This is a genomic window from Tolypothrix tenuis PCC 7101 (assembly GCF_963874875.1).
Classification (GTDB): domain Bacteria; phylum Cyanobacteriota; class Cyanobacteriia; order Cyanobacteriales; family Nostocaceae; genus Aulosira; species Aulosira tenue.
The window spans coordinates 3,764,150-3,789,761 of sequence record NZ_CAWNJS010000001.1; the positions used below are offsets into that span (position 1 = coordinate 3,764,150).

Consider the following 25,612-nt stretch of genomic DNA (forward strand, 5'->3'; position numbering starts at 1 on the left):
GCTGTAAATGGAAATCGGCGTTCCTAAAGAAACTAAGGATCAAGAGTTTCGTGTAGGGTTGAGTCCTTCGAGTGTGCGGGTGTTGCGCGAAAATGGTCATCAGATTTTCGTCCAAACCCAAGCTGGTACTGGTGCTGGTTTTACCGATGAAGAGTACATGAGTGCTGGGGCGGAGATTGTCCCCACACCAGAAGCGGTTTGGAATCGGGAACTAGTTGTTAAAGTCAAAGAACCTCTAGAAGCTGAGTATAAATTTTTGCAGAAAGGGCAGATATTATTTACTTATCTGCATCTAGCAGCCGATCGCAAATTAACTGAGAGTTTAATTGATTGTGGCACTTGTGCGATCGCTTATGAAACTGTAGAACAGCCTGGTGCAAATAAATTACCTTTGCTCTCTCCTATGAGCATTATTGCCGGTCGGCTATCAGTACAATTTGGCGCAAGGTATTTGGAACGTCAGCAAGGTGGACGAGGTGTGCTTTTGGGTGGTGTGCCGGGGGTAAAACCGGGCAAAGTTGTGATTTTAGGCGGCGGCGTAGTTGGGACAGAAGCAGCTAGAATGGCTGTAGGTATGGGTGCGATCGTGCAAATTTTGGATGTGAATGTCGAACGCTTATCCTACTTAGAAACTCTATTTGGCTCTAGAGTTGAATTGCTTTATAGCAACTCTGCCCATATCGAAGCCGCCGTTAAAGAAGCTGACTTGTTAATCGGTGCGGTTTTGGTGCCTGGACGTAGAGCACCAATATTAGTATCTCGTGAATTGGTACAAAAAATGCGTCCCGGTTCTGTAATTGTGGATGTGGCTGTTGACCAAGGCGGTTGTGTAGAAACTTTACGCACTACCTCCCACACTAACCCCATTTACATTGAAGAGGGTGTGGTACATTATGGCGTTCCTAATATGCCTGGTGCAGTACCTTGGACTGCTACCCAAGCGCTGAATAACAGTACCTTACCTTACGTTGTGCAGTTAGCAAATCTTGGCATTAAGGCGCTGGATGTTAACCCTGCATTAGCTAAGGGTGTAAATGTCCAAAATCATCGCTTAGTACATCCTGCTGTACAGGAAGTATTCCCCGATTTGGTAAGTTAAGGCGCGACGCGTGGAAATTGGCTATTAACTCGTTAGGGTAGTCAAGAGTCAAATGTCAAAGATAGGGCACAGCAATGCTCATTGGTGTCAACTTAACTTGAAACCCGCTTGGTTGCAAGGTTTCGCCCTCACCCCCAGCCCCTCTCCCTGTGGGAGAGGGGAGCCAGAGATTTAGTTCCCCTTCTCCTGCGGGAGAAGGGGTTAGGGGATGAGGGCGCGAGGTATTTGTACAACGCCCGCCCTATATCGCTTTTAGCTTAAGTTGACACCTCTGAGTAATGCTGTGCCCCTACAATGATTGTGAAATATTATTTCTGGGGATTATATCTGACTATAATCCTTTAGATTTTCGGAATTCGCGGACAACATCTTTAATATCCTGTAGTTCACCTTCAACTAGGTAATTTAATTGCCGCATTTCGTCTGCGGAAATTTTACCAGCTAGTTGAGCGATCGCCTTTTTTAACTGCGGATATTTTTCGAGGATGTCTTTGCGGACAATGGGCGTAGCTTCATAAGGTGGAAAATACTGCTTATCATCTTTTAGCACCACTAAACCCAAGCGGGCAATTTGCCCATCAGTGGAATTTCCCGCTACCATATCTACTTGTTTTTGAATTAATGCGCGATAAATTAAGCCTAAATCCATAATTTGCGGTGGTTTCGCAAAACGTAAATTATAGGTTTTCGCTAAACCCGCAAACCCATCTTCCCGTTCTAAAAATTCATAGCCAAAACCGCCACGCCATTGGGGAGTATATTTAGTAGCTTCCGAGAGAGTTTGTAAATTGTAGCGCCGCGCATCTTCCCCGCGAATAGTCATGGCAAAAGTGTTTTCAAAACCCAAACTGGGCATTACTTCTAAATTAAATTGTTGGGCGTAGGCTTGCTTGAGTTTTGCGTAAACTATTTTGGGGTCGTTGACTACTTGTTGTTTTAAAATACCTGTAAAAGCTGTACCAGTATATTCAATATAAGCATCAATTTTCCCTGCTGTAATTGCACTATGGCAGACAAAAGAACCACCTAAGCGGGGGCGACGCGCTACTTTTAAATTAGTTGTGGCTTCGATTTGTTGGGCTAAAAGCTCACCTAAAATATCTTGTTCGGTAAAATCTTTAGAAGCGACAATAATATCGCCACTACTAGTTGTATTAGTATTAGGGCTACAACTAGCTATCGCAATTACTAAAGCAAGCGTTAATAGGCATAAACTCAGAAATTTTTTCATCTTTAAAACATTGCTTTTAGCCTTTAACTTTTAACTTTCCTTCAATCCAACCAATTGCTAAATCAGCAATTAACGCAATTAATGCAGCAGGAACCGCACCAGCTAAAATTAACTGATTATTGACTACTGCAATCCCCCGAAAAATAAATACACCTAAACCACCAGCACCAATAGCAGCAGCAATGGTTGCAATCCCAATAGCAATGACAGTGGCGACTCTTACCCCAGCTAAAATTACTCCCATTGCTAAAGGAATTTCCACTTGTAATAACAATTCTTTATCTGTCATTCCCATGCCTTTTCCAGCTTCTCTAATTGCTGGATCTACACCAATAATGCCAGTATAAGTATTGCGAATTATCGGTAATAAAGAATATAAAGTTAAAGCCACAATTGCAGGTACTACGCCAATACCACCAATTATAGGCACAGGAATTAATAACCCAAATAAAGCCAAACTGGGAATCGTTTGTAAAATATTAGCAATACCTAAAATTGGTTGGCGGAGTTGGGTTTGACGGGTAATTAAAATACCTAAAGGAATACCGATTAATATAGCAATTCCAATCGCAATGCCCACCATAAATAAATGTTCCAGCGTATGCTGCAAAATTTCCGGGGCGTACTTAATCAAAAAGAAATCTTTCATAAATTGTCTTGCAGAGAATGCAGACATTCGAGGAAGGCTAGGCTTTCGGGATGTTGCGATCGCATAAATTCATCCTTTGTCCCTAATACTACCAATTCTCCCCCATACATTAAACCAATTCGTGATGCCAACACAAATGCTTCTTGAATGTCGTGGGTGACAAACACAACGGTTTTGCCTAAGTCTTGTTGTAAGCGGCGAAACTCTTGCTGAATTTCCAGCCTGGTAATTGGGTCGAGTGCGCCAAATGGTTCATCCATTAATAATACAGGCGGATCGGCTGCTAGCGCCCTAGCTACGCCCACCCTTTGCCTTTGTCCCCCCGAAAGTTCGTGGGGATAACGCCCAGCAAATTGTTCTGGTGCTAAACCTACCAGGTGCAATAACTCATAAACCCTTGTTTTAATTTGTTTTGGTTTCCAACCTTCCAAAGTCGGAACTAAACCTACATTGCGTTCCACTGTGAAATGGGGGAATAAACCAGTCTCTTGAATCACATAACCAATCCTGCGCCGCAGTTTAATTTCGTCCCATTGCGTTGTCGGGATACCATCAAATAACACTTCCCCGGTGGTAGGCGTAAACAGGTGATTAATTAATTTCATCGTTGTCGTTTTACCGCTACCACTGCGCCCCAGCAATACTAGTGCTTCTCCTTGGCGAATCGAGAAATTGAGATGGGATACCAAAGGGCGATGGTTGCGGCTAAAGGTGACATCACGGAATTCAACAGCGATTTGGTGATTTTCTGGCATGATTTACCTGGTATTTTCTTGAGCATCCTATGAGTGTCAAAAATTCTAGTAGTTTTCCGGAATCGTCAAAGCTACCGTTGTAATCATTATCAGACAAGCAACTATACCGAAGTCCTATACCGAAAAGTGCGGGGACATACCCCAATAAAAACCCAGTTGTGACGACTGGGTTTTTGTTTGAGAGTAACTTAATACCGGATTTCCCGCAATCTAGCCATGCAATCTCAGTGGATTTAAGGACACAAAATTGCTGGGGTGAGGAAGTTCAGTAGTTATGCGGAAGCGGATAGGGCATTGTTTAAATCATTATTAAACCAACATATAGAAAAGTCTTATACAGAAAGTACGGGGATTAACCCCAACAAGAACCCAGTGAAAACCACTGGGTTTTTGTTTGAGAGTGAATTACTGCAAGGGTTTTCCGCAATCATGGCAATTGATTATCCGTAGATTTAAGCACAAAAAATTGAGGCTGTTAATAAATTCAGTAGTTATGCGGAAGCGGATAGGGCATTGTTTAAATCATTATTAAGCCAGCAACTAATAAAAAAGTTTTATACAGTAAAGTGCGGGGATTAACCCCAACAAGAACCCAGTGAAAACCACTGGGTTTTTGTTTTATATGACATTGCCTGCATCGTCATTGATTATCAGTAGAATTAACCACTAAAAAGTAATGGCTTGAATAAGTTCAGTATTTCTGCGGAAGCGCTTAAAGCAGATTATTGTAATTATTAGTCCAACAACTTATATATAAGCTTTATAGAGTAAAGTTTAGGGATTAACCCTAACAAAAACCCAGTGGTTTTCACTGGGTTTTTGTTTTAGATATTTTTCCTCATCTGCTTATTAGACCTCTTGCAAAAGTGCTTTTTCTAAGAGATGGGTCAAGGTAAAATACAAAACCTTTCCCCCTTCCCCATTGACCTTTTCCCAAACTTCTTGCAGAAGTCCATTTTACTTGGTAGTTACTTAATTACTAGCCATTAACGCCTTAGTAGCAGACTCACCAGCTTTGACTAGCTTTCGCTTGAGTTGGAATATCAATAATCCCACAGCACTCCAATAACCCAGAATTGACAGCAATGCGGTGATGGGCGATATTGAGTTTGTGCCAGGCGCGATCGCAAAAATCGGCCCAATCACTGAAAGTAAGTAGAAATAATTGTTGTCTCTGACGTAAGGGGAGAATATAGCTAAAACTATCACTGGTACTACAATGAGAGCAGCAACAGTAGCCGCAGCCCAAAAGATTCTATGCTGATTTTTGGTGAGTAAGAATAGTTGAGCTATTGATGCATAAAGCATAGCTAAACTACTAGATAACACTAGAGCGAAAATTGCTCTGATTTTTTCATCAAGTTGGACGTGGGAGAGGATAATTAACCCACAGATAGCAATAATTGCAATCATGGCATTAATAGCGATCGCTAACAAGCCGGGGCTTTTTTCACCCCAGATCAAATCCTGCACTAGCTTTCTACCTACTACTCCTTGAGAATTGGATGTGCGACGATAACGCGCCCAATCTTGGAGGGGTTGACGATGAGGATTGAGTGCAGCAATTAAATAGAGAAACAGCCAAAAATCTAAGAACAATAAGCACATGAGATTTTCAGCTAAGAGATATTTGCTGGTACTTCCCTCCAAAACTAATTTTTGCCAATTTGCACATCCCAAAGTCAGCAATGCAAAGCTAGCAGTTAATAAATAACTCTGCCGCTTACTCAACATTGTGGTATTGGGGTCACGAAAGCAACGTTGTAAGGAGTGCCAAATAAAATAGGTTCCTAAACCGTAAATCAATAAAGCAAAGCCAAGTGTTGTGATTAGGTTCTCTCCCAAAGGTAAAGCAAACCAATGAAAATTGTTCAGCCTTGTATCGGAATACCGAAAAACAGCACTAATTGCCGTAGTGGGAATTAAGGAAGTAGGATTAATTAGCCTAGCAAAAACTAATGGATATTCATTTGGTATTGCGGTAACTGCCATTGGTGTAGTCACTAAAAGAAAACCTAAAGCAACACCACCACCTAACCAAGCTTGAAACCCTCCCAACCAGGAACCAACTAAGGCAAATAGCAAGGCGCTGCTATAGTATAAAATCCCCGCAGCAACCACTACTGCATAAAAGCTGAAAATCTCAGGAAACGAAATTTGCCCAGCTAAACCTAAGCATATATGCAAAGGAAGCGCTAAGATTACTCCAAGATAAAGTAAAATCGGCACGCCTAACATTTTGCCCAATAAAATACTTTGAGGCGTTTGGGGACTCAGGCGAATAAAATTGAGAGTTTCACGCCGTTCTTCAGCAGCTAAATCATTAATAATTAGGTAAGTACCAGCAACTAAAAGTGAAATAGAGCCAATAATCCCTAGCCAGGTAAATACATCTAAATACCACAATTGCCAGTTGATAAGGAGATTACCAAATCCATCTACAAGGCATTCTCGTGAATTATATTCGAGTTTACCTGTGCAATATCGGTCAAAGGAATTGTATACAAGTTCGAGTTTTGTAGGTAGCTGGGTTTGAAAATACATAAATATGATAAATTGACCCAGCAATGAAATACCACCAGCAAGTATTAAATTGCGCGGCTTTAGTCTTCCTTTCAGTTCGCGCAACAGTTGCGGATTCCAATCTCCTACTTGATTCATCCAATTTAGATTCATATGAAAAGCTCTCTTTTGGTGTTGGGTGTTGGATGTTTGGCTTTTGTTATTCCTTTGTCTCTCCTTCCTTTTAACGTTTTGCTAACAAGGCTTTTGTAGCAGATTCTCCTGCTAATTTCATCTGCTTTGCTAATTTGATATTTAACAAAATTAGGACAGTTAATTCAGCTATAAATGCCTTAAAAACTGTGCTTGTGGCAGCATATTCTAAACCAGCCCAAGGAAAAGTAGAGAATAGCCATGCTACTGGATAAGCTGCGGGTTTAATATTTAGGATTCCGAGAAACAATGGTGGTAGGAAGACAGCCGCAACTATAGTCCCCACTGCCCACATTGAACGATTAGAAGTTTTCATCATTAGCATTAATTGGGCTAAAGTTGCATAAATCATCATTAAGCTAATGAAGAAAGCCACAGCCAAAATTGCCTTCAATCTGCCAATCTCATTTACCCAGTTTATGGCATTGTTATGATGAGTATTCAACATAGGTGCAAGTACAATCCAAACTAATAATGGAGTAGTTGCGATCGCTAAATTAATCAACATTGCCAATAGTGCTGGACTTTTTTCATCTACCAGCCAATCTGTGAGCGCAAATTTCCGCCAAAATCCTTGAAAATTAGCAACTTTTTCATGTCGATATCTTGCCCAATCTTGGATAGTTTGTCTGTGAGGTGACAAAATTACCAGTAAGGAAAGTAATAGCATGATATTAAAAAATGCTATTAATCCCCAATTTTGACCTATTTGATAGTTCAAATCATAATAACAAGGAATAGATTGACTACCTCTGTAATCTGGGCAGTAATTGTCAGAGTATTGCAGCGTAAATCCCCAAAAAATTACTTGATAACTCGTCACCAACAAATAACTCTGAACTTTATTCAAAATTGCGCCATCAGGATTACGAAAGCGGCGTTTCATTCCTTCCCAAGCCCAGTAAATGCCTACACCATAATTAAATAAATGTAAGGCAAGTAGACCAATCAGATTTTTACCAAGTGGTAAGTAAAAAAACTGTATTTCTTGTATTGCTGGTTCCTGATATCGGGGTGTGAGATATCCCAGCATACTCGCAGGGTTTAATAAACTTAACCAAGCGAGTAGATTGCGAAAATCTGCACTATAAAATAAAGTCTGCAAAGTTACGCATACGAAGAGGAGAACTAAACCACTTCCTAACCAAGGTTGAAACCCACTAAACCAACGACTAATTAAGCCAAATAGTAATGCATTACTGTAGAAGAAAACACAACTAGCAGCCAGCACTATATAAAAAGCTAGAATCGAAGTAAAGGGAATTTGCGCCGCAATACCTGACAATAAATGTAAAGGTATTGCTGCTAAAACTATGAGATAGACCAGAATCGGCACACCTAACATTTTGCCAGTTAAAATACTGGTTTCTGACTGCGGACTAAGACGTAAAAAATTCAATGTGCCGCGACGTTCTTCTTGCCCTAAATTATTTATCAGCAAATAAGTCCCAGCAACTAAAAGTGTGAATATAAACATCACACTCAGCGTCATAAATATATATTTCCAGTGGTCTTGCCACCACATTTGCATATTTATTTGCTCGGCTGGGCAAGAACTTTGATATAAGATTTTATCAAGATTGTCGATTTGCTGTTTCAGGGATTTTTGTTCTAACTTTAAATCCGGGATTTTCGCTAATAAATCTGAGTTTAGACTCCCACTATAACTATTGATTTTGGAGTTAACCTGCTCAAGACTTTGATTGAGAAAGGTGCGATTTTGTTGATAACCATCAGCAAGATTGCAGTATATGCCTGACATAGCATATGTTTTGCTAGGCAACTCGCTGATTTGATATATATAAGTCCCTAGTTGAGTTACTAGGGATATTGCCAAGGCAATTAAAATATTGACAGGTTTCAGGCGGCCTTTCAGTTCGCGCAACAACTGCGGATTCCAATCACCGATTTTGTCTAACCACTTGAGCATCATAGATAAAAGCTCCAAACAGAGGAATTAAGAATTATTGCGGAATTTAAGATGCTTGCTTGTGCCCTAACTTTAAGAAAATGGTTTCTAAATCTTCTTGGGTGCAGTGAAAATCAGTAATCGGAATGCCAACATGAATTAGCGATCGCAATAACTCAGCGCTATCTTCCTGCTTACCTGAAAAGTTAATTCTGACGCTGTTTTTACCAGATATTACTTCCCATTCTTCCACCAAAGGATGATGTTTTACTTCCCGCAGTAATGTTTCTAAATCTCCCAATGTAGACAACACTATTTGTTGACGGGATAGTCGCTGGTAAAGTTGTTGCAGAGAAGCACTTTCTACTAAAAAGCCTAGTTCCATAATTCCCACAGAAGTACAGAGTTCTGCTAAATCGCTGAGAACATGGGAAGAAATCAAGATTGTCATTCCCGCTTCTTGCAAAGCCTTAATGATTTCCCGGAACTGCATCCTAGCGATGGGGTCAAGACCAGAAACAGGCTCATCTAACAGCAGTAAAATCGGTTCATGAATAATCGTTCGCGCTAAACTTAAGCGCTGCTTCATCCCCCGCGACAGGGTAGAAATTAAGCTATTACGCTTATTACCAAGTTGTATCAGTTCTAATACTTCATGCAGACGTTGCGTACGACGTGGTTCCCGCAAACGATATAGCCGCGCAAAATAATCTAGGTAATCCCAGACTGTTAAATCCTCATACAGTGGGTAGTCATCAGGTAAATAGCCTAGACGACGCTTGAGAGTGGGATTACTTTTGTCACGCAGCAAGCGATCGCCATTAATATAAATCTCACCCGTTGTTGGCTCCTCTGCGGCTGCTAACATCCGGATGAGAGTTGTTTTACCTGCGCCATTCGGCCCAATAAGTCCGTATACTTCACCTGCTTGGATCTCTAAATCAACATCATTGACCGCAACATGGCGATCAAATTGCTTCGTCAGTCCAGAGGTACGAATTGCTAATTCTTTTACCATACCTGCTTTGGTGCGGCTTGTGATTATAAGTTAACCTAACCTGTCTCTACAGTATTTGCCAGGTTCGTTTCAGAAATGGAAACCAGGTTTACACAAACTTAATGTTATTAAGTACTAATACTTCGCTCAATCAATACTGTTTTTATTCAATATTCAGTATATTTTCTACTGGAACCGGATGAATAATATTAGGAATCCGATTTTATTTCTGAAAAAATCTCAGTACCATGTATTGTAGTCAGCGCTTTGCGTTAGGGATTAGGTTTAACACACCAAAAGAATTGAAAGATAGGCATAAATATTTATGTCTCCACAAATGATTGATATGTCAAATAATATTGAAATAAGTCTAATACCATTTTGAAAAAAGAACGCGACAAATAGGTAGGGGCACGGCACTAGTATGATATTTGATATGCCAAAAGATTGCGGATGCCGTGCCCTTACAAAGGATTTATCTGTCGCAAACATTATTTGGATTGGTATGATTTTTGTCTACATTGTTTGCATAAAACACAAAAAATTTGTATTCGCCGACATTATCCACGAATACAACTAGTAATTACTATTGTTATATTTTTGGTAAATATTAATCGAGTAAATTTTACATATCTTTGTTTGGTTGATGGAATTTTGCCATTCTCACCAACGGTTTTTGTGCTTGTATTGCTAACAATTCAGGTACGGTTACAAAACTATATCCACGCTTTTTCAGAGTATCAATAATTTCTGGTAAAGCTTTAACTGTATTTGAGCGATTCCCACCACCATCATGCATTAATATCATACCGCCTGGTTTTGCGCCTTTGATAACATTATTAACTAGCCTGGATACGGGAGGACGACGATAATCTTGAGAATCATCCGACCACATTAATATGGCATAATTATTTTTTTTAGCGTAGTCAGCTACACCATTGTTCAGGATGCCAAAAGGCGGACGAAATAGAGATGTTTTAACTCCTGTAGTTTCGTATATCTGTGTAGCAGTAGATTCAATCTCACGCTGTGCAATAGTTGGGTTCATCTTGCGATACCAATGATGCCATGTGTGATTGCCAATTGCATTACCAGCCGCCACTTCCTCTTTAACAATTTGAGGAAAATAATGCACCATTTCTCCTACACAGAAGAAAGTCGCTTTAATATTTTCTTTCTTCAGAATTCCTAAAATTTGTTCTGTGTATTTAGGTGCAGGGCCATCATCAAAAGTCAGCGCAATAACTTTATTTTTATCGGTTACTGGTAACTGCTCAACTACTTTTCCTTGAAATGCTTTTGGTACTTCAAATATGTGGCTGTCTGTGGAAGCAACAGCGTCTCCATTGAATGCCAAATCTTGCTGATTAATTAACGCTTTGGCTGTTAGTGACTTTGACTTATGAATGTGCATTTGATGGTCTGTTCGACCCATCAGCCAATACAATCCCGCACCAAAAGTACAAACTCCGGCAATTAATGGGATAAATATAATTCCTCGTCTAACCGAAGATTTCTTATCTGCCACTCTAATTCTCCTTCAACCACTGTGGATGTCTAAGGTAAGGTAGACATACTTTTAAGGGCCAATTACGTACTAAGTAAGAGATTGTAAACAAAAATTGCTTTGATAGCTAATAACTTTGCTCACATCAGATAGCTTTTCATACGTTTACCTTTCACAGAAAGTATAACTACATTATTCTGATTTACTGATTTAGCAGAGTTGTCTATATCTGTATACTTACAATAACGCACGAAAAGCATGGCTACAGGTGCCGCACTCTCGTCGTTAACACATCCTACATCACATTATTTATTTACATTTGTATAACTAAGATACTGAAAAAATTTTTGTTTTATATATAACATTACATGAAAATAATAAAGTAGGTAGGACAGATGCCTACCTACTGTTACATTTGTATGATTTAGGTTTGTGTCACTATCAGCTCATCATTGATGCAGGGACTACAGGATCAATTCCATTAGGTGATGAACCACTGATTGAGTAACGATGTTCGGGAACCGGATAACCAGCCTCGCCAAAGGTTTCACGTATAACTTTATTAGTGTCGAAGTAAACTTGCCAGTAATGGTCATTATTGCAATAAGGACGTACTGCTAGTACGGGGCCTGCCATATTGAAATCAATAATTTCTACATCAGGTGCAGGACTTTGCAGAACATTGGGGATTTGGCTAATTTTGGCTTTTAAGCGTGCGATCGCATCGTGATGATCTACAGCATGATGCAGTTGGGCTAGTAGGTCAACCCGACGGTAGGGATTAGCAGAGTAATTCTGGATATTGTCAGAAAAGATTTTATTATTGGCGACAATTGTCATCACATTATCAGGCGTATTGATATTAGTTGTGAACAGCCCAATTTCTGTGACAGTTCCTGTAACGCCTGCTGCAGTGATGAAATCACCAATTTTAAATGGGCGAAAAATCACTAAAAATGCACCAGCTGCAAAGTTCGCCAAAAGTCCACCCCATGCGGCACCAATTGCAATACCAGCTGCTGCTAACAAAGCTGCAAAGGAAGTGGTTTCAATACCAAAGAATCCGAGAATTGCCACAACTAGAACAATTCTCAGGGTGACAGAAATGATATTGATAATGTAGGTAATCAGTGTTGGATCGACGTGTTGAACTTTGAAAGCACGACGTAATAGCTTCAATCCAAAGTCAATCAAGCGTTGAGCTACAACCCACAACAGGATAGCGCCTACAAGCTTCAAGCCGAACTGCGTTAGCAACGCCAAAGCAACCTGACCAATTTCCTTAAAATTCATAATTTCTTGTAGTTTATGCCTTCTTAAACACAACAAACATACAGTTTTTTATCTCAAAAATGTCTATAAATACTTTTTTTTTAATTTTCTTGCGGGACTGTATACCCAAATAGAAAATCGTTTTATAAAAATTGTTAGATTTACTGAAAATAAAAGTGTTGTAGATGTAATCTTTAATCCCCAAATATTACTTGCAAATTCCAGATAATTGAATAATTCTGAGTCACAAATCCTGTTAACAGAATATGAATACTCTTTTATAGGCTGCGGCTGAAGTATAAAGTATCAAATGATTCAGCTTCTATTTCTGGTTATTATTGCAAAATAAAGCCGTAACGCTCAACAAAGAGGACAAGAGGCAGGGCGCAGAGAGTAGAGGAAGAAAAATTATTACTCAATGCCCAATGCCCCTTGTAATAAATTGATAGCTCCATTAGTGCAGATTGCTCGCTATGATATTTAATCTGTGAGCATTTTTGCACAACTCAACATCTACTTAGTAAACAGCAGCTATGACCCAAAACTACCGCATTACCCTACTTCCCGGCGATGGCATTGGCCCTGAAATTATGGCCGTAGCGGTAGATGTGCTCAAAATTATAGGGCAGAAATTCGATTTAAAGTTTGATTTCCAAGAAGCCCTCATTGGTGGTGCAGCAATTGACGCTACCGGGGAACCTTTACCAGCAGCTACTTTAGATACTTGCCGCAATAGCGATGCTGTATTGCTTGCGGCTATTGGGGGTTATAAGTGGGATACCTTACCATCCAATCTCCGCCCAGAAGCAGGTTTGTTAGGATTGCGCGCGGGTTTGGGATTATTTGCGAATTTACGCCCAGCGAAAATTTTGCCCCAATTAATAGATGCCTCCACTTTGAAAAAGGAAGTTGTAGAAGGCGTTGATATTATGGTGGTGCGCGAACTCACAGGGGGGATTTACTTCGGTAAACCCAAAGGAATTTTTGAAACTGAGACTGGAGAAAAGCGCGGTGTAAATACAATGGTTTACACCGAATCAGAAATCGATCGCATTGGCAAAGTCGCCTTTGAAGCCGCACGCAAACGTGGCAAGAAACTTTGCTCGGTAGATAAAGCCAACGTTTTAGAAGTATCGCAACTGTGGCGCGATCGCATTACTCAACTTTCCCAAGAATACCCTGATATCGAACTATCTCACCTCTATGTGGATAATGCCGCCATGCAGCTAGTCCGCGCACCTAAGCAGTTCGATACCATTGTTACGGGTAATTTATTTGGCGATATTCTCTCAGATGCTGCTGCTATGCTCACAGGTAGTATTGGGATGTTACCCTCAGCGAGTTTAGGTGCTTCTGGCCCTGGTGTATTTGAACCAGTACATGGTTCAGCCCCGGATATTGCTGGACAGGATAAAGCCAATCCCCTAGCGCAGGTATTGAGTGCCGCCATGATGTTGCGTTATGCTTTAGACCAACCAGCCGCAGCAGATGCCATTGAAAATGCCGTCTTCCAAGTTTTAGAACAAGGCGATCGCACTGGTGATATTCTCTCACCTGGTACCAAGCTTTTAGGTTGTCGTGCAATGGGCGAATCATTAATTAAGGCAATTGGGTAGGGCATGGGGCATGGGGCATGGGGCATTGGGCATTGGTAATAGGTAATAGGTAATTGGCATAATTATTTCCCCTTTTTCCCCTTCCCCTTTTCCCCTTCTCCGTTTCCCCCTCATCTCCCAGTCCCCAGTCCCCAGTCCCCAAACTGCAACAAAACTTGACCATTTTGGCAACCGTTACGGAAACTTTCATATAAACTAGAGACAAATCTAGAAAGCAAATAACTGAATAGTGTACGCTTTACGTCAAGGATACGAAAACTATACTGCTCCCAAAAACCAGCATTCCCAGCCTCCTTTGGTTGATCCGGCTGTCATCCGGGCTGCTGGTCAGATTTACTATACTCTTTGTGAAGCGCATCCTGAAGTAACAGGACAAGCCACAGGAGTAGCGATTAATCGCACTACCCATCGTGGCAAAGTGGTTTTTACTAACACTCCAGTGCTGTTACCACAAGAATGTTTTGTACCACTAAATCAAATTGAATCTCATATGTATTAGTCAATAGTCAACAGTCAACAGTCAAAAGTTGCAGAGACGCGATTAATCGCGTCTGTACTCAAAAGTCAACAGTCATGACAAATGACCAATGACAAAGTACAAATGACACATGACTAATGACAAAGGACTATATGGACATTTTGATGATTGTCCCGGCGAGTTTGCTCGTCTTCATTTTGGGTGCTTCTATTGGTAGCTTTATTAATGTTGTGGTTTATCGGCTGCCGGCGGGGTTGTCGGTTCTTTGGCCTCCCTCCCGTTGTCCCCATTGCCTCAACCAGCTCAAAGCTTACGATAATGTACCCGTTTTGGGGTGGCTGTGGCTCAGAGGTCGGTGTCGTTATTGTAAAAATAAAATTGCTGCCCGTTATCCTGTGGTAGAAGCGGTAACGGGCATAATTTTTGTACTAGTTTTTTTACTATTTAAAGTTTCTATTTTGACAATTGGCTATTGGGCTTTTTGTAGCTGGTTATTAGCCCTATCACTCATAGATTTAGATACGATGACTCTACCCAATCAACTGACTCAGTCGGGTTTGGTTTTGGGGCTGATATTTCAAATAGTGATTGGTTTTTTCCCAGAAGGTAGCTCTGTGGGCGCAATCAAACACCTAATGATGGGGATTGTGGGGGCTGTACTGGGCTTATGGTTATTTGATGCGATCGCACTTTTGGGTTCAATAGCTCTGGGTAAAACTGCAATGGGAGCTGGAGATGCCAAATTAGCGGCGATGATGGGAGCCTGGCTAGGTTGGAAATATTTACTCTTAGCTGGTTTTATGGCTTGTGCTGTGGGAGCTTTAGTAGGTGGTGTGGCTATAGCCCTGTCACAGCGCCGCTTTGGACAGAAAATACCCTTTGGCCCGTTTCTGGCTTTAGGAGCTGCGATCGCTTTATTTGGCGGGGAAGCAATTTTATCTGTTTACCAGGGGTTATTTTTTCCAGTAACGTGAATAGAGGAGTCAAAAACCAATTTAGCATCCAAAGTTATCAAATTTCATTTTCTCCAGCTTCCCTTAACAACCCATTAAACCATCATAAGAAATTTCTACCCCCTATGACTGTAACCGCAATTACGCCACCGCCCCTTGAGATTTTGGTAATATCATCCTGTGACCTGTATTACCCTCTTAAAAAGCTGATTGCTCATCACCTTATAACACTAATTCTTGATTTGGGAGCAAGTATACCCTGGCGGGGTTGGGAAAGAGCATCCGGTTTAGGGGTAAATATGCAAACGCTTGTGCGGATACCTTCACAAGAACGAACCAACAACACACTTGTGTTGGCATAAGCATTTTCGTTAAGCTGGCAACCAAAGATGCTAAATAAGGTCTGAATTGCTTACAAGCGTAATTTGACGATGTAGTCAATAGTCAAGAGCCAAACGGGATGAACAAGTGTTTCTTTCCCCTAGCGGAGCCACCAAATCCTCCGCATCCCCTCTCTAGTCCCAAATCATAACTTTGAAATGAGGACTTTTACCCTGTAATCCCCATCGCTTCTTGGCCCGTTTTCGACCTCATTACCCACTTGATAAGATAAAAATGGCAAACAACGAAGAATCACGCGGTTTAAAGTCTCTATTGGATTGGTTTGCGAATCGACGGAAATCCGGAACCACCAGCATGGAACGTCAAGAACGCGAAATCGCTGATGGATTATGGCATAAATGCGCTAAGTGTGGTGTATTGGCATATACAAAAGACCTGAGAGCAAATCAAATGGTTTGTGCTGAGTGCGGTCATCATCATCGCGTGGATAGCGATGAACGCATTCGCCAATTGATTGACCAAAACACCTGGAGACCGATGGACGAGCATTTGCGTCCTACCGATCCTCTGGGATTCCGCGATCGCAAACCCTATAGCGATCGCCTGCGGGAAATGCAGGACAAAATTGGTTTAATTGATGCAGTCAAAACAGGTTTAGGCGAAATCAACGGTTTACCTGTGGCTTTGGGAGTCATGGACTTCCGTTTCATGGGCGGTAGTATGGGTTCCGTTGTCGGCGAAAAACTCACCCGCTTAATTGAGCAAGCCACCCAACGCCGCTATCCTGTAGTAATTGTCTGCACTTCTGGTGGTGCCAGAATGCAAGAAGGAATGCTCTCTTTGATGCAGATGGCGAAAATCTCCGCAGCGCTACAACGCCATCGCGATGCCAAACTTTTATATATTCCCGTTTTAACTCATCCCACCACTGGGGGTGTCACAGCAAGTTTCGCCATGTTGGGCGATATTATCCTCGCAGAACCAAAAGCCACAATTGGGTTTGCTGGTCGGCGAGTGATTGAGCAAACCATCCGAGAAAAACTCCCCGAAGATTTCCAAAGCGCTGAAGATTTGCTCAAGCATGGCTTTGTCGATGAAATCGTTCCCCGGACTCAGTTAAAGAATACTCTATCTCAGTTGATTGGCTTACATCAGCCCGTACCCACCGCCCCCCACATGGTTTTGTGGGAAACCATGAGTTTGAGTTCTAGCGCGGCTGAATAGGAGAAATGGGGTAAGGGGTAAGGGGAAAAGGGGTAAGGGGGAAAGGGGAGAAAATGCAGCGTTGCCATTCTTGTGCCTCCTCTGCCCCTCTGCTCCCTCTGCTCCCCCACCTCTTCACTGATGGGGTTCTTTGACAAACATGAGAGGTAAAATCGCTAGGAGGCGACAGGCGCTAGAGAGAGCGAATAAGCCTAGTAAGCCTCCTTGTTCGGCAAATTGGGCGATGAAGCCACCAATGGTTGTACCTAAAGCACCACTGACACCAGCAACAGCAGATGCGATCGCAAAATAGATAGACTGGTTTTTTACTGGTACTATCCCCAGTTGCATATTGTTATTGCACAGATCAATTGCTGCACATGTGCCACCTGTAAAAATATGCAATAGCGGTAACCATAGCCAAATATTCCAACTATTAGCACTGACACCCATCCACAACACAGGTGTAAGTGCAACCAAAATTCCAATTACAATCAAAATCCGGCGATTACCGATTTTATCTGCCAATTTACCCCACAGGATAATCAAAAGCATACTCGCTCCCGCTTGCAAGCTACCGTAGAGCGTCACGCAACTTACATCTAAATGCAGCCGATCTAGCATATAGAAGTTGAAAAAAGGTGCGCTGATATTCACAGCCAGCATCCAGAAGCCAAAATAAAGCAGAAACCTTAAAAAGTTAGTGTTACTCCAAATGCTAGCAACTTCGTTGTTTGGGGTTGCTAGCGCACAACTTACTTCTAGTTCTGGTGTAGTAGATTCACTGATATGCTGATACTTTACAAGACTAGTATTTTGCACAGCAGGATTCATATCTATTTGAAAGTACTGACAGCCCAAGCTGATAATCCCGAACACAATACCTACAAACAGAACTACCCCGTAACCTTGTAAAGTTCCACCATACCAATGAGATACAGCTAGCCCCGCCAACGGTACGCAGAGCAAATTAGTCAAGCTAGCTGCACTATTGCGAATGCCAAAATACCTACCGCGCAACCGCCGAGGCACAATCATCGCTAGCCAACTCAGCCATGATGCACTTCCTAGTCCGCCTAAAAGACTGCTGAACAAGACCACTAACAGCGTTAATCCTACTAACTGGGAAGCAGTCAAACCTATCCAGCTTGAGCCAATAATACCGATGCCGAGAATTAGCCACAGTAACCGAGCAATTCCATGAGTTCTCAAAGAATAGTAGAAACGGCTGCTGCTGCGTTCTGACAAGTACGCACCCAATGGCTGAACTAAGTTCACCAGCATAGGAATCGATGACAGCATTCCAAAAACTACTGGACTAGCACCCAATTCCAACAGGAAATTGCTCAGTAAAATACCACCTGTAGCCACACCAAAAACTGTGGCAAAAACAGCATCCAGCGTTGAAGCTTTCAAGCTAGTGCGAATCGCATCCTTATAAAGCTGCGAATTGCTTTTGGTGGTAGAAGTTAGTGTTAATTGCGGCGTAGTAATCTGGCTAATTTCCAGAGTTACAGGCGCAGCTGTTTCAATCGGAACAGAAGTCATAAATTAAAGTTTTACGGATGACATACCGTAGATGAGTTTTGTTGCCGATAATTTCTCGTCATTCTAGCTTGCATTTCTCAATAAAAATTCAGATTTAGAAATATTAGGCATCAATTAGAGACGATATAAGTAGAAATAGAGAGATTAGCAACTCAAGGCTGAAATATGAAGTATGAATTCAATTCAATAATCAACTTAAGCCATTCATAATAGGATACAGATTAAGCAATTTTTATCAACTGCTAAATCCGAGAGATAATCACGAATTTATTGTTTTTTTCATCCTTTATCCTTTATCATTCATCCTTTTTAGTGATGAGAAATAGTTGGTTCAAGTTTTGGGGACTAATAATTGCGATCGCGATCGCAATTATTAGTTGCCACAGTCTAACACTACCGAGCGCATCCACAAGAGTGACGGTCAAACTTAGTGGTTGGGGCGGTAATCCTGTGGAACAAAAACTTCTACAGCAGGTACTAAAAGACTTTGAAGCACAGCACCCCAAAATTAAAGTCAAATATGAGGTCATTTCAGACCAGTACATGGACGTAATCAAGACTCGCTTGGTGGGAGAAGCTGCACCCGATGTTTTCTATCTGGATGCGCTAGAGGCTCCTTTCTTTATGAGTCAAAATGTCCTCGAACCGTTAAATACTTATATCACTCCGGAATTTGATTTAGCAGACTTTGAACCTAACCTACTCAATAGCTTCAAGTACCAAAACCAAATTTACGGTTTCCCCAAAGATTATTCCACTTTATCGCTGTTTTACAACAAAAAAGCTTTTGCTGAGGCTGGTTTGAGTAATCCTCCCAGCACTTGGGAGGAATTACGCAACTATTCTGAGAAATTAACAGGCAAAATCAACAAATATGGCTTTGGAGAAATTCCTGAATTAGCGCGTCAAGCTTATAAAATTAAAGCCTTTGGTGGACAAATTATTAATCAAAATGATTATGCCACCTTTGCTAGTGAACCAGGCTTGCAAGGATTGCAGTTAGTTATAGATCAGTATCAAAAAGACCGTTCCTCTGCTCAAAAATCTGATGTGGGCACAAACTCAGGTAGTGAAATGTTTGGTCAGAGTAAGGTAGCAATGGTAATTGAAGGAAATTGGGCAATTCCTTATTTGCAAGAAACCTTTCCTAAACTAGAGTTCGCTACCGCAGAGATACCGACGATTAATGGTAAAAATAACACTATGGTGTTTACAGTTGCCTATGTAATGAATAAACAAGCCAAACATAAAGCAGAAGCTTGGGAATTAATTTCTTATCTCACAGGTAAACAAGGGATGCAAAAGTGGACAGGGAAAGGGTTTGCACTCCCTACGCGGAAATCTGTAGCTGAGAAATTAGGCTATGACAAAGACCCGTTGCGATCGCCTTTTGTTAGTGGTGTCTCCTACGCTACACCTTGGCAAGCTGGCAAATATCCCGCAGCAATTGTCAATAATTTTGATAACCAATTTATTAGCGCTTTATTAGGTCAGCAACCATTAAAGCAAGCAATGGTAAGAGCGCAAACAGCAGCGAATAAGCAGATTCAGGCGATGGAGTAGGAAATTAATAAAGATTAAACGCAGAGGAACGCGGAGGTTGGCGCAAAGTATCGCAGAGTATTTTCCCAGCTAATTTAGCCTGCTTCAACCAAATCAGGAAGGCGAACCTTAACCTTTTTCAAATACTACATCTTCGTAAAGGTCAGCCATTGTACCTTCAAATTTAATACTCTGTAATTCAAATGATTTATCTGCGGCTGTGTAAGATTGTAAAACCCATAAACCTTGCTCATTACGGCGGAAACACTCAACTCGCTGACGTTTGGTGTTAATTAAAACGTACTCTTGCAGACTTTCTAAAGTTTGGTAATCAGCGAATTTATCTCCTCGGTCAAAGGCTTCGGTAGAGTTAGATAAAACTTCGACAATTAAACAGGGAAATTTTTTATAAGCAGGAGTTTCGCGATCGCGTTCGTCGCCAGTCACCATTACATCAGGATAGTAATATCTATTCAGAGATTCGATGCGTGCTTTCATATCGGCGATGTAAATACGACAGCCTGAACCGCGTACATGATTACGGACAAGCGCAAACAGGTTTCCCGCAATCGTAACATGGGAGTCCAGCGCTCCAGCCCTTGCGTAAATATAGCCGTCGATGTATTCATGCTTGATGTCGCTGTTTTCCTCCATTTGCAGGTATTGTTCAGAGGTGAGGTAGATTTCAGGTGAAGCAACCATAGTTAAGACCTCAGAATTTAGCAAAGGAATTTCTTGATTTTATTTCTATATAGAACTGATATTTGATTGTGGCAAAGCTTAGGTATACCTTTCTCCTTCTTTACCCTGAGGGAAGGGTGAATTGTTCCTTGGCTAATAGTACCTTGAGCCAAAAAAGAGCGATCACTCTCAATGTTGGTTGCAAATAGTCATTTTTTAGAAATTTTATACTATTTACCTTAGTATTATTACTGTGGTTGCTTATTAACATTATTAATCCGCTCAACCAGAGATAGTCATCATAAAATCAACAAATTTTCATCAGAAATTCATAATTAAATCATCAAAAATTTATCTATTTTTAGATAATCCTCATGAAGATATACTTTCGATGAAGTTAGCAATTATTATTTTTAAGATTTCAAGAACGATCAACGAATCTTAACCTGATATATACGTAGAAAGCTTATATTTTACGCAAAGCAATTTAGCAATTATTTGTAGATAAAAAATTATGGCTGCCATCAGGATTAATGTAGGGGGACAAGCATATACAGATGGACAAGGTAATCAGTGGCTTGCAGATCAATATTTTTCAGGTGGTAACACCTATGGGACAACAGCTGCGATCGCCAATACAGTTGAAGACCCTCTTTATCAAAACGAACGGTGGCTGAATGACTTTTCCTATGCAATTCCAGTAGCTAACGGAGACTATACAGTTAAGCTGAAGTTTGCGGAATTGTTCTTTAATGCTGCTGGTCAACGCGTCTTTGATGTGAAAGCAGAAAATAATTCAGTAATTACTAACTTGGATATTTTCAAAGAAGCTGGTGCTAACACAGCTTTAGATAAGTCTTTCACAGTTAAAGTTGCTGATGGCACATTAAATTTAAATTTCCTCTCCAGTATCAACAATGCCAAAGTTGATGCGATTGAAATCATTCCCGTTACGACAACTCCAACTGCACAGGTAATTGTGCAACAGAGTGGTGGAAATACTGCAGTGACCGAAGGTGGCGCTACTGATAGTTACTCATTAGTCCTCAGCAGCAAACCTACCGCTAATGTCACTATTAACCTGGGGACAACTGGTAATCAAATTACTCTCGATAAAACTAGTCTGACTTTTACTCCGAGTAACTGGAATACAGCACAAACAGTTACCGTTAAAGCCGTTGATGATACTGCTGTGGAAGGAACTCACACAGCTAATATTACCCACACCGTCAGCAGTACAGATAGCAAATACAATAATCTCGCTGTAGGTAATGTTGTAGTCAATATTACTGATAACGATACTGCTCCCACCCCACAAGTAATTGTGCAACAAAGTGGCGGAAATACTGCGGTGACCGAAGGTGGCGCTACTGATAGTTACTCATTAGTCCTCAGCAGCAAACCCACCGCCAATGTCACTATCAACCTAGGGACAACTGGTAATCAAATTACTCTCGATAAAACTAGTCTGACTTTCACTCCAAGTAACTGGAATACAGCACAAACAGTTACCGTTAAAGCCATTGATGATACTGCTGTGGAAGGAAATCACACAGCTAATATTACCCACACCGTCAGCAGTACAGATAGCAAATACAATAATCTCGCTGTAGGTAATGTTGTAGTCAATATTACTGATAACGATACTGCTCCCACAGGTAAAGCCATACGTATTAATGCAGGTGGCGCTGCTTTTACAGATGGACAAGGTAATCAGTGGCTTGCAGATCAATATTTTTCAGGTGGGAATACCTATGGGACAACAGCTGCGATCGCCAATACAGTTGAAGACCCTCTTTATCAAAACGAACGGTGGCTGAATGACTTTTCTTATGCAATTCCAGTAACTAACGGAGACTATACAGTTAAGCTGAAGTTTGCAGAACTGTTTTTTAATGCTGCTGGTCAACGCGTCTTTGATGTGAAAGCAGAAAATAATTCAGTAATTACTAACTTGGATATTTTCAAAGAAGCTGGTGCTAACACAGCTTTAGATAAGTCTTTCACAGTTAAAGTTGCTGATGGCACATTAAATTTAAATTTCCTCTCGAGTGTCAACAATGCCAAAGTTGACGCGATTGAAATCATTCCCGTTACGACAACTCCAACTGCACAGGTAATTGTGCAACAGAGTGGTGGAAATACTGCGGTGACTGAAGGCGGTGCTACTGATAGTTATTCATTAGTTCTTAGCAGCCAACCCACCGCCAATGTCACTATTAACCTGGGGACAACTGGTAATCAAATCACTTTAGATAAAACTAGTCTGACTTTTACTCCGAGTAACTGGAATACAGCACAAACAGTTACCGTTAAAGCTGTTGATGATACTGCTGTGGAAGGAACTCACACAGCTAATATTACCCACACCGTCAGCAGTACAGATAGTAAATATAATAATTTTGCTGTGGGTAATGTTACAGTCACTATTACCGATAACGATACTAATACTAATCCCACTCCTACGCCTGGAGCGATTCGGATTGATGTAGGTGCAACTCAAAGTTTTACTGATACTCAGGGTCAAATATGGCAAGCCGACCAGTATTTTGTTGGAACTAGTAATATCTATACTGTCACAGCACCTATCGGCAAAACAGAAGATGACCTTTTATATCAAACAGACCGTTATGCCCAAAACTTGGCTTACGAAATTCCCGTAGCAAACGGTAACTATACAGTCAATCTTCACTTCGCAGAAAATTACTGGACTGACTTCGATCAACGGGTATTTGATATTTCTTTAGAAGGTCAGAAAGTTTTCTCCAATGTAGACATTTTTAAACAATCTAAAAATGCTTTCTTCCCAGGAAATAACTCTGCTTTAGTGTTATCTGTTCCTACCCAAAATGTTAGTGATGGCAAACTTAACCTGAATTTAGATGCGACTGTTGACAACGCCACAATCTCAGCGATTGAAATCATTCCCGTAACTGGGTCACAAGTTATTTTGCAACAAACGGGGGGTAGTACTGCAGTTGCGGAAGGTGGTGCTGGTGATAATTACTCATTAGTTTTAAATAGCAAACCCACCGCCAATGTCACAATTAACTTGGCAACAGACAAAGCTAACCAAATCACCCTCAACAAGAGTAGTTTCACATTTACTCCTGATAACTGGAATATTGCACAAACTGTTACTGTCAATGCCGTTGACGATAAGTTAGTAGAAGGTAATCACACAGTCAATATTAGTCATACCGTTACTAGTGCCGATAGCACATATAACAATCTCAGCATTCCCAAGGTTGCTGTTAGTATCGCAGATAACGAAACAGTTGCCATCAGCTTTACGCAAAAAGTAGTAGCGACAATTAATGAGTCCACACCTGCTGGCCCTACTACAGGCGCTTGGGGCCCAGATGGCAGACTTTACGTAGGCGATTACGATGGCACTATTAGAGCATACACTTTCGATCAGAATTACAACGTTACCAATACCCAAGAGATTACTACTCTTAAGGGCTTATATAACAGTGACATTTTAGGTATTGCCTTTAACCCGTATGATACCTCTGATGCACCTAGTATTTACGTAGCTCATAGTAAGCTCTATGCCAATCGTGGCGGAGCTTTTCCTCAGACAGAACTTTCGCCTTATAGCGGTCAAGTCTCGATTCTGCAAGGAACTAATTTTTCTCAGTTGATACCTTTAGTAACAGGTCTACCAACTTCCAACCATGACCACGGCATTAATGGTTTAACTTTTGATAATAAAGGTGATTTATACATCAATGTTGGTGGTAACACTAATGCCGGGGTTACCAATGACAATATAGGTGGTATTCCAGAATCTCCTTTCTCTGCTGCTATCCTCAAGGCAGAAATTTCCAAATCTACCTTTAATGGTAAGGTTCAGTATTCTTTACCATCGAATTTCCAACCGCCAGCCGGATTGACTTTTGACCCAGCTATTAGTCAGGTGTTTGGAGATAAAGCCACTGTGAAACCGGGTGTTGACGTGTCGGTTTACGCTAGTGGACTGCGGAATCCTTATGATGCAGTGTTTACCACCAAAGGATTACTTTATTCCACAGACAACGGTCATAACCCAGGCTTTGGAGATATTTCTACCTCAGCTACAACTCAGAAACCTGCAACTGGTGCTCCCGATGAGCTAAACCTGATTGAACAGGGCAATTATTATGGTAGCCCTAACCGCAATCGCGGCATTTCAGATCCTCGTCAGAATGTTTATTACGATCCATCGCAAGCGAGTATTCCAGGAGTATATACTGCTCCCATCGCTACCAATATGGCTTCCACTAATGGTATAGATGAATATCGAGCTACAGCATTCAATAATCAATTACGGGGGAATTTAATTACCCAGCGCTGGAATGCGGAAGTTTCTACTTACCAACTATCAGCAGATGGTAAGACGGTACAAAAAATCGATACTATCAATAATGTTGGTGGTGGGTTAGATATCTTAACAGGCCCAGGTGGTGCGCTTGTGGGCATAAACTATAGTGATAAAAAAATCACAGTTGCGACTCCTAATGATGCTGCGGCAATAGGTGTCACCGCTTACGATATCTTTCCTTGGCGCGCACCTGCTAATAATGATGCGGGTAAAAATACATTTGTTATTGGTGGCAAAAACTTTGGTACTTTGGCGAATACTCAAGTAATTATTGGTGGTAAGACGGCAACGATTACAGAAGTTAACAGCGAAAGAATTAAGGGTATATTGCCATCATTTACTAATACCAATCCCATTGATTTGTTAGATGTAACTGTAAGCAGTAATGGTCAATTTTCAACGATTGCAGATGCATATTTACCACTATATGGCTCTGCTACATTTGTGTAATGAACCTAGAGGTTGTTTGAAAAACGATTGGCTGTATCTGTATACTTATTGATCCCCCGTAATCCAATACAGTTGAATTAAGCTTTTTAGCGATTGATTTGTCACTTATTAAACGAAGCCAGAAGAATTGGGGGATTCTCCCCCAAACCCCCGATTGGGTGACGGTTGCGTCCCCCAAACCCCCTCCAAAATGATTGTTCTGTTTTGTGTTGAGTAACTAGTTTTTTGGTTTTGTGATCAATTAACTTTCTTAACAGAATTGTATTTCCCCCTGCTCTTTGCGCTTGTCAGGTCAATAG

The 25,612-nt window shown here is 41.1% G+C and carries 17 protein-coding genes; 7 read left to right on the forward strand and 10 right to left on the reverse strand.

The window, feature by feature from the left end; translation table 11 throughout:
- The first annotated feature begins 7 nt into the window (after positions 1–7).
- The gene (ald, locus tag AACU25_RS15420; protein WP_096577003.1) at positions 8–1,099 is read left to right on the forward strand and encodes an alanine dehydrogenase; all 1,092 of its coding nucleotides are present in this window, start codon (positions 8–10) and stop codon (positions 1,097–1,099) included.
- Positions 1,100–1,430: 331 nt separating this feature from the next.
- Here the strand turns inward: ald and AACU25_RS15425 are convergent, their stop codons facing one another.
- The 8 genes from AACU25_RS15425 to AACU25_RS15460 all read right to left on the reverse strand — a co-directional run bounded on the left by AACU25_RS15425 (position 1,431) and on the right by AACU25_RS15460 (position 12,155).
- Positions 1,431–2,330, reverse strand: a complete 900-nt coding sequence (locus tag AACU25_RS15425) for a glycine betaine ABC transporter substrate-binding protein (RefSeq protein WP_096577005.1) — start codon at positions 2,328–2,330, stop codon at positions 1,431–1,433.
- A gap of 16 nt (positions 2,331–2,346) precedes the next feature.
- Positions 2,347–2,979, reverse strand: coding sequence for an ABC transporter permease (locus AACU25_RS15430; protein WP_096577007.1), 633 nt, complete (start codon positions 2,977–2,979; stop codon positions 2,347–2,349).
- Complete coding sequence (locus AACU25_RS15435; protein WP_096577009.1) at positions 2,976–3,734, reverse strand: ATP-binding cassette domain-containing protein; 759 nt, start codon at positions 3,732–3,734, stop codon at positions 2,976–2,978. Before AACU25_RS15435 ends, AACU25_RS15430 begins: the two co-directional genes overlap by 4 nt.
- Positions 3,735–4,706: 972 nt before the next feature.
- Positions 4,707–6,410, reverse strand: coding sequence for a hypothetical protein (locus tag AACU25_RS15440; RefSeq protein WP_096577011.1), 1,704 nt, complete (start codon positions 6,408–6,410; stop codon positions 4,707–4,709).
- Positions 6,411–6,480: 70 nt separating this feature from the next.
- Positions 6,481–8,382 (reverse strand): ABC transporter permease, encoded by a 1,902-nt coding sequence (locus AACU25_RS15445; protein ID WP_096577013.1) that lies wholly within the window; start codon positions 8,380–8,382, stop codon positions 6,481–6,483.
- A gap of 43 nt (positions 8,383–8,425) precedes the next feature.
- Positions 8,426–9,376 (reverse strand): ABC transporter ATP-binding protein, encoded by a 951-nt coding sequence (locus AACU25_RS15450; protein WP_096577015.1) that lies wholly within the window; start codon positions 9,374–9,376, stop codon positions 8,426–8,428.
- A gap of 604 nt (positions 9,377–9,980) precedes the next feature.
- Complete coding sequence (locus AACU25_RS15455) at positions 9,981–10,883, reverse strand: polysaccharide deacetylase family protein (RefSeq protein ID WP_321206630.1); 903 nt, start codon at positions 10,881–10,883, stop codon at positions 9,981–9,983.
- Positions 10,884–11,303: 420 nt separating this feature from the next.
- A complete protein-coding gene (locus tag AACU25_RS15460) occupies positions 11,304–12,155 on the reverse strand; it encodes a mechanosensitive ion channel family protein (RefSeq protein WP_096577017.1) in 852 nt (283 codons plus the stop codon).
- Between the two features lie 512 nt (positions 12,156–12,667).
- Between AACU25_RS15460 and leuB the strand changes: the two genes are divergently transcribed.
- From leuB to accD, 4 genes are all read left to right on the forward strand, one after another.
- Positions 12,668–13,750 (forward strand): 3-isopropylmalate dehydrogenase, encoded by a 1,083-nt coding sequence (gene leuB / locus AACU25_RS15465; protein ID WP_096577019.1) that lies wholly within the window; start codon positions 12,668–12,670, stop codon positions 13,748–13,750.
- Positions 13,751–13,979: 229 nt separating this feature from the next.
- On the forward strand, positions 13,980–14,249 hold the full coding sequence (locus AACU25_RS15470) for a hypothetical protein (protein ID WP_096577023.1): 270 nt from the start codon (positions 13,980–13,982) through the stop codon (positions 14,247–14,249).
- Between the two features lie 131 nt (positions 14,250–14,380).
- Positions 14,381–15,202, forward strand: a complete 822-nt coding sequence (locus AACU25_RS15475; protein WP_096577025.1) for a prepilin peptidase — start codon at positions 14,381–14,383, stop codon at positions 15,200–15,202.
- Positions 15,203–15,796: 594 nt separating this feature from the next.
- On the forward strand, positions 15,797–16,747 hold the full coding sequence (gene accD / locus AACU25_RS15480; protein ID WP_096577027.1) for an acetyl-CoA carboxylase, carboxyltransferase subunit beta: 951 nt from the start codon (positions 15,797–15,799) through the stop codon (positions 16,745–16,747).
- A gap of 114 nt (positions 16,748–16,861) precedes the next feature.
- Here accD and AACU25_RS15485 read toward each other — a convergent pair whose 3' ends face one another.
- Positions 16,862–18,274, reverse strand: a complete 1,413-nt coding sequence (locus tag AACU25_RS15485; protein WP_096577029.1) for an MFS transporter — start codon at positions 18,272–18,274, stop codon at positions 16,862–16,864.
- 315 nt (positions 18,275–18,589) lie between these two features.
- Between AACU25_RS15485 and AACU25_RS15490 the strand changes: the two genes are divergently transcribed.
- Positions 18,590–19,837 (forward strand): ABC transporter substrate-binding protein, encoded by a 1,248-nt coding sequence (locus AACU25_RS15490; RefSeq protein WP_096577031.1) that lies wholly within the window; start codon positions 18,590–18,592, stop codon positions 19,835–19,837.
- Between the two features lie 108 nt (positions 19,838–19,945).
- Here AACU25_RS15490 and AACU25_RS15495 read toward each other — a convergent pair whose 3' ends face one another.
- Positions 19,946–20,518 carry a Uma2 family endonuclease gene (locus AACU25_RS15495; protein ID WP_096577033.1) on the reverse strand — a complete coding sequence of 191 codons (573 nt, stop codon included), beginning with the start codon at positions 20,516–20,518 and terminating at the stop codon, positions 19,946–19,948.
- Between the two features lie 493 nt (positions 20,519–21,011).
- Between AACU25_RS15495 and AACU25_RS15500 the strand changes: the two genes are divergently transcribed.
- Positions 21,012–25,313, forward strand: coding sequence for a malectin domain-containing carbohydrate-binding protein (locus AACU25_RS15500; protein ID WP_096577035.1), 4,302 nt, complete (start codon positions 21,012–21,014; stop codon positions 25,311–25,313).
- Positions 25,314–25,612: the final 299 nt, after the last annotated feature.